The organism is Bacillus sp. SN1 (genome assembly GCF_002796895.1).
GTDB lineage: Bacteria > Bacillota > Bacilli > Bacillales > Bacillaceae > Bacillus > Bacillus inaquosorum.
The window spans coordinates 130088-144658 of sequence record NZ_PHIE01000002.1 but is presented as its reverse complement, the minus strand read 5'-3'; the positions used below and the strand labels follow the sequence as shown (position 1 = coordinate 144658).

The following is a 14571-nucleotide window of genomic DNA, read 5'->3' as shown; positions in this document are numbered from 1 at the left end:
AATAGTGATAGACGGGGCACGGGTTTCTTGCTATATTATTAGTTGATAATGATAATCATTACTAATTAACCAAAAATACATATTGGGGGGTTCTTGATGAAAAAGAACACATTGCTCGTGGGCATGCTGGTGCTGCTTCTCATGTTTGTTAGTGCTTGCAGCGGCACGGCTTCGAAAGGAAGCTCAAGTGATTCAGCTTCCGAAAAGGCAGAAATGAGAACATACAAATCAACAAAAGGGAACGTCAACATTCCTGCACATCCGAAACGCATCGTAACTGATTTTTATGCCGGAGAATTGCTGTCTGTCGGGGCCAATGTGGTCGGCTCGGGCTCATGGTCATTTGATAATCCGTTTTTAAAATCAAAGCTGAAAGATGTGAAGGATGTCGGTGATCCGATCAGCGTTGAAAAAGTGATGGAGCTTCAGCCTGACTTAATTGTTGTCATGAATGAAGAGAATGTCGATAAATTAAAGAAAATCGCTCCAACGGTTGTCGTTCCTTATAACACAGCGAAAAACGTAGAAGACACAGTCAGCATGTTCGGGGATATCGCCGGAGCGAAAGACGAAGCAAAATCATTTATGGCTGACTTTAACAAAAAAGCAGAAGCAGCCAAAAAGAAAATTGCCGGTGTCATCGACAAGGATGCAACTTTCGGTATTTATGAAAACACCGACAAGGGCGAATTCTGGGTGTTCAATGACAATGGCGGACGCGGCGGCCAAGCTGTATACAACGCGCTTGGGTTAAAAGCGCCTGAAAAAATTGAACAAGATGTCATCAAAAAAGGAGAGATGAAACAGCTCTCTCAAGAGGTCATTCCTGAGTATGCCGCAGATTATATGTTCATTACGGATTACAATCCGAAAGGCGAAAGCAAAACACTCGACAAGCTGAAGGACTCCTCCATCTGGAAAAACCTAGACGCTGTCAAACATAACCGCGTGTTTATCAACGACTTTGACACGTTCTACCCGTACGATCCGATTTCCGTCAGCAAACAGGTTGATTTGATTGCTGATATGCTGGTGAAGCGCGAGAAAGAAAATCAGAAATAATGGCATGATAAAAGCACTCACGATGTTGTGAGTGCTTTTTCTTCAGCTAACTTGCTGACGTGCGGCTTTTCCCGCTGAGCCGAATTCTCTCATTTTGCTTTTCACTGTTTCTTTTACAGCGTCAATTCCCGGCGTCATATAAGTACGGGGTTCGTATAAATCCGGATTTTCTTCAAACATGACACGCGTTTTTTCTGCCCATGCCACCATACATTCTGTATTGATGTTGATCTTCGCGTGGCCAAGCTGGATCGTTCTTGCGATTTGGTCTGCTGGAATTCCCGATGCGCCGTGAAGAACAAGCGGAATGTTCGTGGTCTTAGCGATCTCCTCCATCTCTTTGAAACCGAGCTTAGGCTCACCTTGATACTTTCCATGAACTGATCCGAGCGCAGCGGCCAGGGCATCAATATTGGTTTCTTCCACGAGACGCCGGCACTCGTGAAGATCAGCGTATTTTACACCGCCCACAAGGCCGTCCTCCATGCCGCCTACCGTTCCGACTTCAGCCTCCACCGACACACCGTGAAGCTTGGCATAGTCCGCTACCTCTTTCGTCATGGCGATATTCTGATCAATCGGCGAATGTGATCCGTCAATCATCACCGAGCTAAACCCTGCGTCAACGGCTTGTTTGCAGCGCTCCACACTGCTGCCGTGATCAAGGTGAAGGACAACGGGAACGGTGATTGACAATTCTTCTATCAGCGCATTAACCATCGCAGCTACGGTTTTGAATCCGCCCAAGTAGTCGATCAGCCGATCCGATGCTGCCGCGATGACAGGTGACTGTTCTTCCTCCGCAGCCTGTAAAATCGCCTTCGTCCACTGCAGGCCGTTGATATTAAACTGGCCGACTGCATATTGCTCCCGCTTTGCATCTTCAAGAAGCTCTTTCATCGATACAAAAGCCATGTCCACCCCTCCTTTATCCATTACATGTTGAAGTATTTTGATACGACATCAACCGTTGTTTTTTTCGCTGTTTGAATGGCTTCCTCAGCACTCAGCTTATAGTATTCAGGCCGGAAGAGCTCAACCGATACAACATCAGAGAAGCCGATTTCCTTGAGGGCTGATAAGTGGGCATCTAAGTCAATCGCACCTTGGCCCGGCCATACACGATCCTCATCGGTTAAAAAGCCGATTGGGAAATCTTCGGTATCGTCGATATGATAGATGAAAATTTTTTTTCCGTCCGCCTGCTTTAAGCTTTCAATATTTGAACCCATGGCATGGAAGTGGAAACTGTCAAGGACAAGCCCGACATTGTCACGATTGACTGTGTTTACGATGTCGTACGCCTGTTCAAACGTATTGACCGTACATTGCGGGTGGCCGACAAATTCAAGCGCGATTTTTACGCCGTACGGCTCCGCGATATCTGAAAGCTCAGTCAGCACCTCTACACTGCTCTTTTTGATCTCTTCTTTTACAATCTTCTGCTCAGTCACAAGCGGAACGGCCACGACATATTTCACACCGAGGGTTTTGCACGTTTGCATCATGCCTTTAAATTCAGAGATGATCTCATTGTGGCCCTTTTCATCACGGTTGTTGAAGAACACGAGTGCGTTTAAGGCAAGCGGCTTGATGTGATGGGTTTGAAAATATTCCGCAAGATCTTCCAATGAATGACCTTTTAAGTACTCCGGCAGCTTATCCATTGTGCGGATTTCAATATAATCATAGCCATGCTTTTCACATAGTTCTAAATCCTGTTTAAGATTTGAGTTTTCCAATGTTGTGGCTTCATTAAAACAAAGTTTCATGTCAGACTCCCCCATCTGCGTTTTAGATATGAAGGGAGTTCGGCAGGAAGGCTGTTCGCCATATCCCGCCGAACTCCATGCTCAGCTTATGCAAGACCTAATTCTTCTTTCATTTTTCGAAGCATAAATCGGCTTGATTCATCCGCTCTTTCGTCAACCCAAGCAAAAACGGCATTCGTCGCAATTCCGTCGAACTTCATATCTCTCAGCTTTCTGAAAATCGTCTCAAAATCAACCTCGCCTTGGCCAATGTCCAAATGCTGGTGAACCGTTACTTTCGCGTCAGGCGGATTGACGATGTAGCGCAGGCCGTGAGCCGCTTTATGATTAAAGGTATCTGCAAATAAAACGTGTGTGAGGCGGTCGCCGGCTTCGTCAAACATGGTCTCGATGTCGCCTTTGCCGTCATCATAGAAGAACGTATGCGCAGTCGAGTAGACAAGATTGATCCAATCCTTGTCAAGCGCGCGGATCATATCCATCGCACCTTTGTGCGTTTCGATAAAATCGTACGGGTGGGCTTGAAGATTGAGTTTAATGCCTTCTTTTTCAAAGACTGGCAGAAGCTCATCCATGGATTTGATAAATTTTTCTTCACTTGTTAAAGGATCATATTTTGAACCGCTGAATTCACTGTTCATCAAATCGACTTCAAGTTCAACCGCAATTTCGATCGCCCTTTTCCAATTGCGCACTGCAGCCTGACGGCGGTCTTCTTCAGGACCCGCCCAGTGGTAAAGAGGAAGGAGCGATGAAAGCTTAACACCTGTATCCCTTAAAAGCCGCTTTAATTGTTTGATCTTTGCTGAATCGACTTTCGGATATTTATAGAATGGACAAAAATCCTCGCGCGGCGATAGTTCGATATATTCATAACCAAGTTCCGCCGTTTTATAGACCATTTCCTCCAAAGTTAAATCATCTCGATACATCGATGGATCCAATGCTAATTTCATATTTTCACTCCTCTGTTTTTTAGTTTTGAACTGTTGTAAAAGATTGATAGAATTCCGGTTTTTCCTTCAATTCAACCTTTTCTTTTTGTCCAGATTCCTGGGCTTTTACACACGCGTCAGTGGTAACCGCAGCAATGTAGCCGTCCCATGCCGTCGGGCCGCTGACCTCGCCTTTCTTTTGAATCGAATCAATGAAGTCTTGAATTTCCACATCGTACGCAGCCACAAAGCGTCTCTGCCAATCCATCAGAATATCTGTGCTGAATTTTCCTTCTTTTCTCATGCTGATGCTTGATGGTTCAGGAAGCTTGATGACGCCGTCTTCTCCGACGATTTCACATTGAATGTCATAGCCGTATTTACAGTTCACATAGATTTCAGCATTGATGACGATGCCGCCTTTAGTTTCAATCAATACAATTTGCGGATCTTTTAAATGCGGAAGCGCATTTTTCGATTTTTTCGGATAGATAACTTGAACGGACTCGTAGTCATCATTGACGAGCCAGTGCAGCACATCAATTTCATGAACAAGCGTATCAACTACGGCCATATCCGTTGTGTAGTTATCTCCCACAGTCGGGTTGCGGTGCGCGCAGTGAATCATAAGCGGCTCTCCGATGACATGGTTGTCGAGCGCTTCCTTCAGCTGTACGTAACCGCTGTCATAACGGCGCATGAAGCCAACTTGAACAAGACGTTTGCCCACTTTCATTTCCTCTTCGACGATGCGCATGCATCCTTCAGCCGTTGTCGCGAGCGGCTTTTCACAGAACACATATTTCTGGGCTTTAATGGCTTTCAGCACACTCGATTCATGCGCAGGCCCCCAGCTAGTCACTAAGACAGCATCTACATTTTCGTCTGCAAGCAGGCTGTCATCATTCGGATAAACCGTCGCGTTTAATTGGTATTGATCAACGACCTTTTGTGCAGCTTCTTGATTGACATCCGTTACAGCAACGATTTCTGCGCCGGACAGCTTGTTCGTGATGCGGTTAATATGTTCTTTTCCGATTGCTCCAGTTCCAATTACGCCAATACGTAAACTCATTGACAGCCACTCCTTCTGTTGGTTACATCATTTTGCTTTCTGTTCCTTGCTTTACTTGGCTCTGAGGAGATCCGTAGAGTTCCTCTTGAATTTGTTCAAGCGACTTGCCAGACGTATTCGGCGCGAAGAGAAGCCCGATGATCATACTGGCCGTCACACATCCGAGGAGAATTGCAGCCATCGTTCCAATGCCGAAATTGGTCATAATCATTGGGACAAACAGACTCCAAATCCCTATTGAAATACGTACGAGGAAAAACATTAGTCCTTGTGCAGAAGCACGATATTGCGTAGGAAAGATTTCACTGGCCCATAACTGATAGTTGGCTTGCTGACCGGCTCCGTTATTGATGCCGATCACGACAATAAACAGGAGCAGAATCGGCAGGCCTTCAACCGGCAGCAGAAACAGCGTCCATCCGATCACCGCCATAAAAGCGGCGATTCCGAAAACGGTTTTTCTATATTTGTCGGCAAAGGGCATGAAGATGAAAGCGACCCCCAACCCTGTGAAGATAAACAGTCCCATTTGCAAAAGGTTTGCCATATTGGCAGATACACCGCCGACCTGCTGATAAATGTATGGCATAAAGAAGCCCATCACACCGGCGGCTAAATTCCAAACCAAGTACACACCCATCAAAAACAGTATGCTTTTTAGATACATTGGCTTGAGCAAATCAAAATACGATGTTTTGTTCAGTACGGCCGGCTTCTCTGTTTGTATGTCTGCAGGCTGATTTTTCTGCTGCCACGCATCTGACTCCGGAAGCCTGATTCTCAGGATGTACGTAATCAGCGCGATCACAAGCAGATGGGCAAATACAATTTTATTCCCCAAGAGGCCTAAATCACCGACCAGTACGGAGAGAAGCAGCACAACGACAGCGCCCGCGGCCCAAGCGACTTGTGCCACGCCGCAATGGCGGGCCCGATTTTTCTTTGGTGCATTTTCTGCAATAATGGTCCATGATGCGGTAATGTCAGCTCCCACTGATAAACCGATAATCATGTAACCGCTTAACAACATGGGAAAATTAACCCCAAACAGAACCAAACAAATCCCTAATGCATAAACCAGCATGCTATTGGTATAAACAGCCTTCCGCCCGACTTTATCAGCCAGATACCCGCCAAGCAGGGCGCCGACTGCGGCAGAAATTGCATTTGCGCTTAGCGCGCCGAGCAGCCCGATTTGCGTATCAGATAGCTTTAGGTAACTGACCCATAACGATAAACCGGCAGATCCAGCCACAATCGAACCGGCATCAATATAGTTGGCCAATGCTGCCGCGATTGTCCGTTTATTGAAGGCCGAATCCGCATTGGTATTGCCCATATATTCAGTCCCCATTAAGCCAGATCCAACAACTGCTCATCAATATAGTTTCTCGCGATCAATGCATACTCAAGCGGGTTAGCTACATCGGGGTCCTGTTCAGCTTCAACGACAATCCATCCGGAATAATCGTGCTTCAACAGCAGCTGATATACTTCTCTAAAGTCAATGCATCCATCACCGGGAACCGTGAACATGCCTTTTAAAAATGCTTGTCGAAACGATTCCCCTCCAAGCCTGCATTGTTCCATGACATTCAGGCGGGCATCTTTAAAGTGCACATGCTTAATGCGGCCGATATGCTTCTCAAGCATTCCCATGTAGTCACCGTCAGAAATATACGCATGCCCTGTATCATAGAGGAGGTGTACATGCGCAGGGTCTGTTCCTTCCATCAGGCGGTCCACTTCTTCTGCTGTTTGGATGCCAGTGCCAAGATGGTGATGATACACAAGCTTCAAGCCATGCTGATCAGCAATTTTGCCAAGGTGATTCAGCCCTTCGCAAAGCCGTTCCCATTCACCATCCGTAAAGTGCGGCTTCTCTGTGAACACATTTTTCTCCAAGCTTTGCACACTGTGTGTTTGTTCAGAGACAACTGCGACATCCGCGTTTACTTGTTGCAAATACTCACAATGCAGGGTAAATGCCTTTGCCGCTTCACCGAGTCCGTCACGCAAGATAAAGCTGCTGAACCATTTTCCCGCGATTCTTAAATTTCGAAGTTTCAGCTCTTTGTTCAGGATGGCCGGTTCGGGGAAAAAGCCCCCGACTTCCGTACCTTGAAAACGTGCGACAACGATATCACTTAACAAATGCTGAAGTGTGTTTCCCGCTCCGATTTCAGGAATGTCATCATTCCGCCACCCAATAGGAGCAATGCCCCACAGGATTTTTTCTTTGCCCATCTATGAGCCTCCCCTCTAATACTGCTTCGCAGATTCCAGCATTTTTTCTTTTGCTTCGTATGCCTTCTGAACGCTTTCTTGTTCAGACACTTCTGCTACGCCGACATGCCACCAGCTGTCATAGCCGTCAGTCATTGTTTTTGGCAGAACCTTCATTTCAATTAACGTTGATACGTCCTGTTTCTTCGCATCCTCTAACGCCGCTTTTAACTCTTCTACTGTGTTGGCACGGTAGGTTTTTGCGCCGTATCCCTCAGCAACTTTCGCGTAATCAACATTCAAAATTTGGTTATCATCTGTGCGGAACTCACAATAGTAGCTGCCGCTGCCGTGATCCATTTGAAGGTTGTTGATACATCCAAAACCAGAGTTGTCAAAGAGCAGCACATTGATTTTCTTGTTGTACTGAATCGCCGTGATCAGCTCGGAATGAAGCATCAGGAAGCTGCCGTCTCCGACAATGGAATACACTTCTCTGTCAGGATGGGCCAATTTAAGCCCCAGTGTGCCGGACACTTCATAGCCCATGCAGGAATACCCGTACTCCAGATGATACGTATTCGGAACATTAGAATGCCACAAACGCTGCAAATCTCCTGGAAGGGAGCCTGCTGAACAGATGATCACGCTGTCTTCAGGAATCGTCTCGTTGATTGTCAGCAATGCCGTTGTTTGCGGCAGCTCAGTGTTCAACGCGTCAGCGTATTCATTTAGAATCTCTTGAGAGAAATGATTTTTAATTTCCGGATCAAACGCTTCCCGTTTAAACGTCACTTTGCTGAGGCGTTCACGTTCAGCGAGCCATTCATCCTTCAGCTCCTTGATCGTGGAGCCGAATTCGCTCTTATAGCCTTCAAGCAAACCATGCAGTTTGCCAAGCGTCACTTTCGCATCCGCTACCACTTGGAACGCGTCGAGTTTATACGCCTGCATTCGGCTGACATTGATGTTCAGGAACTTCGCTTTATCAAAATCAAAAGCGGTCTTAGAGGATGTCGCAAAATCCGTATATCTTGTACCGATACCGATAATCAAATCAGCTTGGCGGGCCGCTTTATTTGCCGCAAGTGTACCTGTGATGCCCATTCCGCCGAGGTTGTTCGCAAAATCAGCTTCAACTGTCGACTTTCCTGCCTGCGTTTCAACTAACGGAATGTGATACGCTTCAGAAATGGCAACCAATTCATCGCGCGCACCGGAGTATTTTGCGCCTCCGCCAACGAGGATCACAGGATTTTTGCTGGCTTTAATCAGCTCCGCAGCACCTTGAAGCTCGCGCTCGCTCGGCTGCATGCGATCAATATAGTGAACCCGTTTGACGAAGAAACTTTCATCAAAGTCGTATGCTTCTCCTTCAACATCCTGAGAAATGCAAATCGTTGCCGGACCTGCTTTTGCCGGATCAGTCATGACTTCAAACGCGCGCAGCAAACTGCTCATGAGCTGCTCAGGGCGCGTAATGCGGTCCCAGTATCTCGATACAGGCTTCAATGCATCGTTTGTCGTAATCGCCGCACTGTATTCTTGTTCCATTTGCTGCAGTACAGGGTCTGGCTGTCTTGTCGCAAATGTATCTGCCGGAATCAAGAGAACCGGGATATTGTTTGCTAATGCAGTGCCGGCCGCCGCCACTAAGTTGGCCGCTCCCGGTCCGACGGATGTAGAGACCGCATATATTTTTCTTCTCAGCATTTGCTTGCTGTACGCCATTGCGGCATGCGCCATTCCTTGTTCGTTTTTCCCTTGATAGACTTTCAAATGGCCTGCATCCTGCTCAAGCGCCTGGCCGATCCCTAGTACGTTTCCATGGCCGAAAATCGTGAAAATCCCTTCAACGAAAGGCTCTTCCTTTCCATCTACATGGATGTACTGCTGGTTTAAGAATTTAATCAGCGCTTGGGCTGTTGTTAAGCGAATTTTCTTCCCCACAAACGATCCCACCTTTACTCGATCTTTTTCAATTATGACTGTGCTTCAATAAGCTGTACGATTTCATCCGCAGTCGGCATCGCTTCTGACGAACTGTGCTTGCTCACCACAATGGAGGCTGAAGCGCTGCCGTATTTCAATGCCGTTTCGATGTCTTTTCCGCTGACAAGGCCATAGATAAAGGCAGACGCATAGGAGTCACCGGCTCCAAAGGTTTTCAGCACTTTTGTCTTGTACGCTTGAGCGCGGAATACCTCTCCGGATTTGCTGTATGCATAAGAGCCTTCAACGCCGTGTTTGATGACAACAAGGTCGGCTGAATGATCAAATAAATGATTGACGGATTCTTCATTGCTTCCGCCTGTACGGTTTTCCATTACATCAAATTCATCACGTGTGCCGATGACGATATCAGACTGCTCGGCGACCAAAGAATAGTAAACGGCTGTTTCATCCGCTGACTGCCATGTATACGGGCGGTAATCCAGTTCGAACACCACTTTGACCTGATGCTTTTTCGCATATTGAACAGCTTTTAACACCGCTTCCCTTGATGGGCTTTTAGCAAGTGCTGTCCCGGAAACAAGCAGCATTTTCGCATTTGCGATATAGTCCTCTCTTACCTCTGAAGGCTCAAGATAAAGATCCGCCACATCATCGCGATACATTAAGATGCTGCATTCTTCCGGGCTGAGAATTTCTGTAAATGCAAGGCCTGCTTTGTGGCCATCTTGATCCACAATCATCTGTGTTGTGTCAACGCCGGTATTTCTCATATAGGACTCTATGAATCTTCCATGCTGGTCATCTGGAATTTTGCCGATGAAGCCCGCTTTTAAGCCAAGCTTCGCGCTGCCGATCGCGATATTCGCAGGTGAACCGCCGACATATTTCGAAAATGTCATCGTTTCTTCCATTGGGCGGTTGTATTCGACTGCGTTCAGATCAATACACGCCCGGCCGATGGCAACAATATCAAAAGCCTTCTCTTCATTGAATGTATACTTCATCGTAAACAGCCACTCCTCACTTGTTAACGTTCTAAAATCCACTCATGCGCCGGGTCATTATGAAACTTCCATTTCCGCGTCGGCCCTGCCATGACATTTAAATAGTAGGATGTGTATCCGTCCGGCACGCCTACCGGGTGGTATCCTGCAGGAACGATGACAACGTTTTCATTTTCTACAGTCATTGTCTCGTCAATCGAGCGGTCATCTGTGTATACGCGCTGAAACACAAAGCCCTGTCCCGGGTCTAACTCATGGTAGTACGTTTCTTCTAAAAAAGATTCCTCCGGCAAATTGTCTTGATCATGTTTATGAGGCGGGTAGCTGGACCAGTTGCCGCTGTCTGTATAGACTTCAACTACTAATAGACTGTTAGCTGAAGGGTCTGAATCCGGAAGAATGTTGTGAACAGTACGTTTGTTTGAAAACTTCCCGCGATGCTCAATGCCATTGTCTTCCGCTTTGATCAGCTTTGTCGGAAGCTGTTTTTCCGATGGAGAGTAGCAAAGCGCTACTCTTGCGTCGCTGACCGCGGTGATCTCAAAGGAACGGTCATTTGAAATATAGACACTGTCTGTCGGCTTTCGTTCGAATACGCTTTCACGTGTGCCGATATTCTCAAAAGTCGACTCATGATCGGTCACTGTAATATTTCCCGTTACCGCCACAATACAGATTTCTTGTTTTTTCAATTCTTCTGCATAGCTGGAACCGGAAGCGATATCTAACACTTTAAACTCTACATAGGTGAGATCAGAGTTGGATTTCGTTACTTCGTGCACCAGCTTGACCCCATTAGACACTTCATTCGACTGCGGCTTACGCAACAAATAACTCATAGTGAAGCCCTCCTCTTTCTATTGGTAGAATGAGTCCGAACAGCGCCCATAGACGCCGTTCGGCTGTTCGTCGTTTAGTTGAAATCAGGTGCCGGATATCTTGCCGTAACCACTTTTTTACGCGTATAGAAGTCGACGCTGTCTTTTCCGTTCGCATGCAGCGTTCCAAAGAATGAAGACTTCCAGCCTGAGAATGGGAAGAATGCCATTGGAGCCGGCACACCCAGGTTGATGCCGAGCATTCCCGCATCAATGTTTTCACGGAAATAGCGGATTGCGTTTGAGTTGGATGTGAACAGGCAGGCACCGTTCGCAAACTCAGACTTATTGGCAATTTCGATCGCTTCTTTCAGGTTTTTCACGCGGATGACTGACAAGACCGGAGCAAAAATTTCATCTTTCCAGATCGTCATCTCTGTCGTGACATTGTCAAAGATCGTCGGGCCGACAAAGTAGCCGTCGTCAGATACATTTTCACGTCCGTCACAAACGAGTCTCGCGCCTTCTTCGAGCCCTTTTTCAATGTAGCTGAGCGTGCGCTTCTTGTTGTCTTCGCGAATAACCGGTCCTAAGAATACGCCGTCATCAAGGCCGTTACCGATTTTAATGTCAGCCACTTTTTCCTGCAGCTTCGCCATAAACTCATCAGCGATTCCTTCTTCAACTGTTACAACTGCACAAGCCATGCAGCGTTCACCTGCAGAACCAAAGGCTGCTCCGATGATGTTTGTGATTGTGTCTTCGAGATGCGCATCGTTCAGGACAATCGTATGGTTTTTCGCGCCTGTCAGAGATTGAACGCGTTTTAAGTTTTCGCTTCCTTTTTTGTAGACGTACTCGCCGACTGGCTTGGAGCCTACGAATGAGATCGCTTTAATTTCAGGATGCTCGAGGATGCCGTTCACAACGTCATGCGCACCGTATACGACGTTGAATACCCCTTTCGGAAGGCCCGCTTTTTCAAAAAGCTCAACCAATTTCTCTGTTAACAGCGGTGTCCGCTCAGATGGTTTTAAAATAAATGTGTTGCCGAGCGCGATTGCCATCGGGAACATCCAGCAAGGAACCATCATCGGGAAGTTAAAAGGCGCGATTCCGCCGACAACTCCGATTGGGTAGCGGTAGTTGGCCGCTTCAACATCTGTTGCGATGGAAGCAAGTGAGTCACCCATCATCAGGGAAGGTGCTCCAGCTGCGAATTCTACGTTTTCAATTCCGCGTCCCACTTCTCCAAGAGCTTCTTTTGTGTTTTTTCCATTTTCAATGGTAATCAGATGAGCAAGTTCTTCTTTATGCTGAGAAAGCAGCTGCTGGAAGTTAAATAGAATTCTGGCACGGCGTGGAACAGCCACTTTTGTCCATGTTTTAAATGCCTCAGCCGCTTTTTGCGCAGCATAATCAATATCCTCTTTTGTTGAAATCGGCACTTGGCACAGCACTTCTTTCGTCGCCGGATTCACAACGTCTTCATATTTATCTGTTTTGCTTTCAACCCATTCACCGTTGATGTAGTTTTTTAATTTTCTGATTTCTGCCATTCTTATTGCCTCCTTCATTAGTAAACACATACACTTGTATGGGTGGTTCAGGATAGATTCATATCAATATCCACTGTTTCAGTAAGCCAAGAATTAAACGCTTTCAAAAAAACCAAAAAAATAAATGGTGATGCAATTTTAGATACAAGCAACCATTTCATACATATCAGGTTACTTTTTGGTCATTTCTTGGTTATATTCTAATCGCATAATACCCATAAGTCAATCATAAACACTAAATTTTTTCATTATTTTTATTATATTAATCTTCTGACCAATGAAGAGAGTCACGAGAAGTCCGTCGAATCTTGCAAAAGAAATACACCGATGTTATCATTTTTTTAGCAACTATTGATCAACTTTTGGTTTTTATTATATATTTATGTTACGTAAAGATTCAAGAAGGAGTTTTTAATATGAAACTGATGCGGATTCAGGAAATGGAGGAGTACATTTTATCGCATGGCACTGTTTCCTTAGATGAGCTGTGCCAGGTGTTCAATGTCTCCAAAAACACAGTCAGACGTGATATCAACAAGTTAACAGAAAAGGGTGCGATTGAAAAAGTATACGGCGGCGTAACATCGATTGAGAAAACCGCATTAGTTCCTTTTGAGAATCGCACCATTCAGCACCAAGATGAAAAAACAAAAATTGCCCATTATGCTTCCCGGTTTATTGAAGATCACGATTTGATCTTCATTGATTCAGGAACAACAACAAAGTCTATTCTCGATACGCTTGATCCGGCCAAAAATGTCACCATCTTAACCAACAGCTTAGACATTATCAATGCGGCATCTGCTTTGAAGAATATCAACTTAATCATTATCGGAAACAACTATAAGAGAAAAACCCGCTCGTTTGTCGGCATGGACGACCCGGCTATGCTTGATAAGTACAATATCAACAAAGCCTTTATGTCCGCTACCGGAACGACGCTGACACACGGATTGACCAATTCGGATCTGCTGGAGTACGAAATTAAAAAGAGGATTTCGGAAAAAGCAAAAGAAGTGTATTTATTGGCTGACCATTCAAAATTCGGAAAATCAACGCTTCTGACGTATGCGCCGTTTGACAGGCTGCATTGCATTGTGACATCTCAGCCATTAGATGACGAGTACACACAGTACTGCAATGAGCACCAAATCAGCATTCATCTGGCCTAACGTTTACAATAGTGTTGAGAGTCTTTCATCCATTTTATTCTAGGAGGCAGATCATGAAAAAAGCAAAGCTCGGAAAATCAGACTTGCAGGTATTCCCTATCGGATTAGGAACAAATGCTGTCGGAGGACACAACCTCTACCCGAACCTGAATGAAGAAACCGGAAAAGAATTGGTGCGCGAGGCAATCCGTAATGGCGTGACGATGTTAGATACCGCTTATATTTACGGGATCGGCCGTTCCGAAGAATTAATTGGTGAAGTGCTGCGCGAATTTAACCGTGAAGATGTTGTCATCGCAACAAAAGCCGCGCACAGAAAACAAGGAAATGATTTTGTCTTTGATAATTCACCGGAATTTCTTAAGAAATCAGTTGATGAAAGCCTGAAGCGTTTGAATACGGATTATATCGATTTGTTCTACATTCACTTCCCGGACGAACATACGCCGAAGGATGAAGCAGTTAACGCACTAAATGAAATGAAGCAAGCCGGAAAAATCCGTTCCATCGGTGTATCCAACTTCTCTTTAGAGCAATTGAAAGAAGCAAACAGAGACGGCTTGGTAGATGTATTGCAAGGCGAATACAACCTGTTAAACCGTGAAGCGGAAAACACATTCTTCCCATATACGAAGGAGCATAATATCTCGTTTATCCCTTACTTCCCGCTCGTATCAGGATTATTGGCAGGAAAATATACAGAAGATACAACGTTCCCTGAAGGTGACCTCCGAAACGAAATGGAAAACTTCAAGGGAGAGCGTTTCAAAGAAAATATCAGAAAGGTCAACAAGCTTGCGCCGATTGCCGAAAAGCACAACGTGGACATCCCTCACATCGTATTGGCTTGGTATTTGGCAAGACCGGAAATTGATATTCTCATCCCAGGAGCAAAACGTGCCGATCAGCTGGTTGATAACATCAAAACAGCAGACGTGACGCTTTCTCAGGAAGATATTTCGTTTATTGATAAGCTGTTCGTATAAGAAGAA

General features: G+C 45.7%; 13 protein-coding genes. 3 read left to right on the top strand and 10 right to left on the bottom strand.

Annotation, left to right across the window (positions count from 1 at the left end; translation table 11 throughout):
- Positions 1–96: 96 nt before the first annotated feature.
- On the top strand, positions 97–1062 hold the full coding sequence (locus tag CVV77_RS09455; protein WP_100275239.1) for an iron-hydroxamate ABC transporter substrate-binding protein: 966 nt from the start codon (positions 97–99) through the stop codon (positions 1060–1062).
- A 42-nt stretch (positions 1063–1104) separates the two neighbouring features.
- Here the strand turns inward: CVV77_RS09455 and fba are convergent, their stop codons facing one another.
- From fba to iolA, 10 genes are all read right to left on the bottom strand, one after another.
- A complete protein-coding gene (fba, locus tag CVV77_RS09450) occupies positions 1105–1977 on the bottom strand; it encodes a class II fructose-1,6-bisphosphate aldolase (RefSeq protein ID WP_019259946.1) in 873 nt (290 codons plus the stop codon).
- A 20-nt stretch (positions 1978–1997) separates the two neighbouring features.
- Positions 1998–2834: a 2-keto-myo-inositol isomerase gene (gene iolI / locus CVV77_RS09445; protein ID WP_100275238.1), complete on the bottom strand. Its 837-nt coding sequence runs from the start codon at positions 2832–2834 to the stop codon at positions 1998–2000.
- 86 nt (positions 2835–2920) lie between these two features.
- Positions 2921–3790 carry a sugar phosphate isomerase/epimerase family protein gene (locus tag CVV77_RS09440; RefSeq protein WP_084994161.1) on the bottom strand — a complete coding sequence of 290 codons (870 nt, stop codon included), beginning with the start codon at positions 3788–3790 and terminating at the stop codon, positions 2921–2923.
- A 19-nt stretch (positions 3791–3809) separates the two neighbouring features.
- The gene (gene iolG / locus CVV77_RS09435) at positions 3810–4844 is read right to left on the bottom strand and encodes a bifunctional inositol 2-dehydrogenase/D-chiro-inositol 1-dehydrogenase (RefSeq protein WP_088111761.1); all 1035 of its coding nucleotides are present in this window, start codon (positions 4842–4844) and stop codon (positions 3810–3812) included.
- A 22-nt stretch (positions 4845–4866) separates the two neighbouring features.
- Positions 4867–6183 carry a myo-inositol transporter IolF gene (iolF, locus tag CVV77_RS09430; RefSeq protein ID WP_088111760.1) on the bottom strand — a complete coding sequence of 439 codons (1317 nt, stop codon included), beginning with the start codon at positions 6181–6183 and terminating at the stop codon, positions 4867–4869.
- Between the two features lie 14 nt (positions 6184–6197).
- Positions 6198–7091 carry a myo-inosose-2 dehydratase gene (iolE, locus tag CVV77_RS09425; RefSeq protein WP_100275237.1) on the bottom strand — a complete coding sequence of 298 codons (894 nt, stop codon included), beginning with the start codon at positions 7089–7091 and terminating at the stop codon, positions 6198–6200.
- Positions 7092–7106: 15 nt separating this feature from the next.
- Complete coding sequence (gene iolD / locus CVV77_RS09420) at positions 7107–9020, bottom strand: 3D-(3,5/4)-trihydroxycyclohexane-1,2-dione acylhydrolase (decyclizing) (RefSeq protein ID WP_084994153.1); 1914 nt, start codon at positions 9018–9020, stop codon at positions 7107–7109.
- Between the two features lie 32 nt (positions 9021–9052).
- Entirely contained in the window at positions 9053–10030 is a 978-nt protein-coding gene (gene iolC / locus CVV77_RS09415) for a 5-dehydro-2-deoxygluconokinase (RefSeq protein ID WP_100275236.1), read from the bottom strand.
- Between the two features lie 23 nt (positions 10031–10053).
- On the bottom strand, positions 10054–10869 hold the full coding sequence (gene iolB / locus CVV77_RS09410; protein WP_019259954.1) for a 5-deoxy-glucuronate isomerase: 816 nt from the start codon (positions 10867–10869) through the stop codon (positions 10054–10056).
- Positions 10870–10943: 74 nt separating this feature from the next.
- The gene (gene iolA, locus CVV77_RS09405) at positions 10944–12407 is read right to left on the bottom strand and encodes a methylmalonate-semialdehyde dehydrogenase (RefSeq protein WP_100275235.1); all 1464 of its coding nucleotides are present in this window, start codon (positions 12405–12407) and stop codon (positions 10944–10946) included.
- A 416-nt stretch (positions 12408–12823) separates the two neighbouring features.
- On the opposite strand from iolA, the gene iolR reads away from it, so the two are divergent.
- Positions 12824–13579: a myo-inositol utilization transcriptional regulator IolR gene (gene iolR / locus CVV77_RS09400; protein ID WP_084994145.1), complete on the top strand. Its 756-nt coding sequence runs from the start codon at positions 12824–12826 to the stop codon at positions 13577–13579.
- Positions 13580–13632: 53 nt separating this feature from the next.
- Positions 13633–14565, top strand: coding sequence for an aldo/keto reductase (locus CVV77_RS09395; protein ID WP_100275234.1), 933 nt, complete (start codon positions 13633–13635; stop codon positions 14563–14565).
- Positions 14566–14571: the final 6 nt, after the last annotated feature.

Excerpts from the sequence above, each read along its gene's own strand:
- CVV77_RS09455 (WP_100275239.1), top strand. The coding sequence starts at position 97 with ATGAAAAAGAACACATTGCTCGTGGGCATGCTGGTGCTGCTTCTCATG.
- fba (WP_019259946.1), bottom strand. The coding sequence starts at position 1,977 with ATGGCTTTTGTATCGATGAAAGAGCTTCTTGAAGATGCAAAGCGGGAG.
- iolI (WP_100275238.1), bottom strand. The coding sequence starts at position 2,834 with ATGAAACTTTGTTTTAATGAAGCCACAACATTGGAAAACTCAAATCTT.
- CVV77_RS09440 (WP_084994161.1), bottom strand. The coding sequence starts at position 3,790 with ATGAAATTAGCATTGGATCCATCGATGTATCGAGATGATTTAACTTTG.
- iolG (WP_088111761.1), bottom strand. The coding sequence starts at position 4,844 with ATGAGTTTACGTATTGGCGTAATTGGAACTGGAGCAATCGGAAAAGAA.
- iolF (WP_088111760.1), bottom strand. The coding sequence starts at position 6,183 with ATGGGCAATACCAATGCGGATTCGGCCTTCAATAAACGGACAATCGCG.
- iolE (WP_100275237.1), bottom strand. The coding sequence starts at position 7,091 with ATGGGCAAAGAAAAAATCCTGTGGGGCATTGCTCCTATTGGGTGGCGG.
- iolC (WP_100275236.1), bottom strand. The coding sequence starts at position 10,030 with ATGAAGTATACATTCAATGAAGAGAAGGCTTTTGATATTGTTGCCATC.
- iolB (WP_019259954.1), bottom strand. The coding sequence starts at position 10,869 with ATGAGTTATTTGTTGCGTAAGCCGCAGTCGAATGAAGTGTCTAATGGG.
- iolA (WP_100275235.1), bottom strand. The coding sequence starts at position 12,407 with ATGGCAGAAATCAGAAAATTAAAAAACTACATCAACGGTGAATGGGTT.
- iolR (WP_084994145.1), top strand. The coding sequence starts at position 12,824 with ATGAAACTGATGCGGATTCAGGAAATGGAGGAGTACATTTTATCGCAT.
- CVV77_RS09395 (WP_100275234.1), top strand. The coding sequence starts at position 13,633 with ATGAAAAAAGCAAAGCTCGGAAAATCAGACTTGCAGGTATTCCCTATC.